This is a genomic window from Psychrobacter sp. 1U2 (genome assembly GCF_051847575.1).
Window position 1 is genome coordinate 1 of the sequence record NZ_JBPYDC010001385.1, and the last position, 612, is coordinate 612.

At 45.9% G+C, this 612-nt stretch carries 1 protein-coding gene; it reads right to left on the reverse strand.

Going from position 1 to position 612, the window contains the following annotated elements; translation table 11 throughout:
* Window positions 1–22: 22 nt before the first annotated feature.
* On the reverse strand, window positions 23–612 hold a 590-nt coding region (locus tag ACS8FD_RS22230; protein WP_439277460.1), incomplete at its 5' end, for a YoaK family protein.

Genomic DNA, 612 nt, shown 5'->3' on the forward strand with positions numbered 1-612 from the left:
TTATCAATATAAATAAGAGCGTCTATCGTTTCGGTAGACGCCCTTGTCGTATCGGATCTCTCGTTTCTGGCAAACGATCCGAAGCACGGTTATAGACAATTGCAGCTATCAAGACAATACTTACTGGCAATAAGAGTGCGCCATAGCCGACGCTAGCGTATAAGAATGCTCCTACAACGCTGCCGCCACAAAAGCAATACCAAATAATGGCCTGAAAGCCAAGCGTTGGCTTACTGATTGGTCGTCCTGCCAGCCAATTACCAATCGCTGCCCCCATATCTGATGTCAAGCCTGTCAAATGTGTGGTACGAATTACCGCGCCGCTATAAGTCGCTACCATCGCATTCTGTAATCCACAGGCCATTGCCGCAGTCAACTGTCCTAGATAATCGTGCTGTTGATAAAGCCAGTAACTAAGCAATAGTAAAGCTGCTTCAATATACAGCGCACGCCCATAACGTCTCCCTAATTTTAAAGAGGTTTGTCCAATGACAAAGCCGCTCATTATCGCGCCTGCTAAAAAAGACAATAATAGAGCCCCGATATATAAGATACTACGTACGTCTAGATAGGCGATTGCTGCTGCAAACAAACTCACGTTGCCTGTGACGT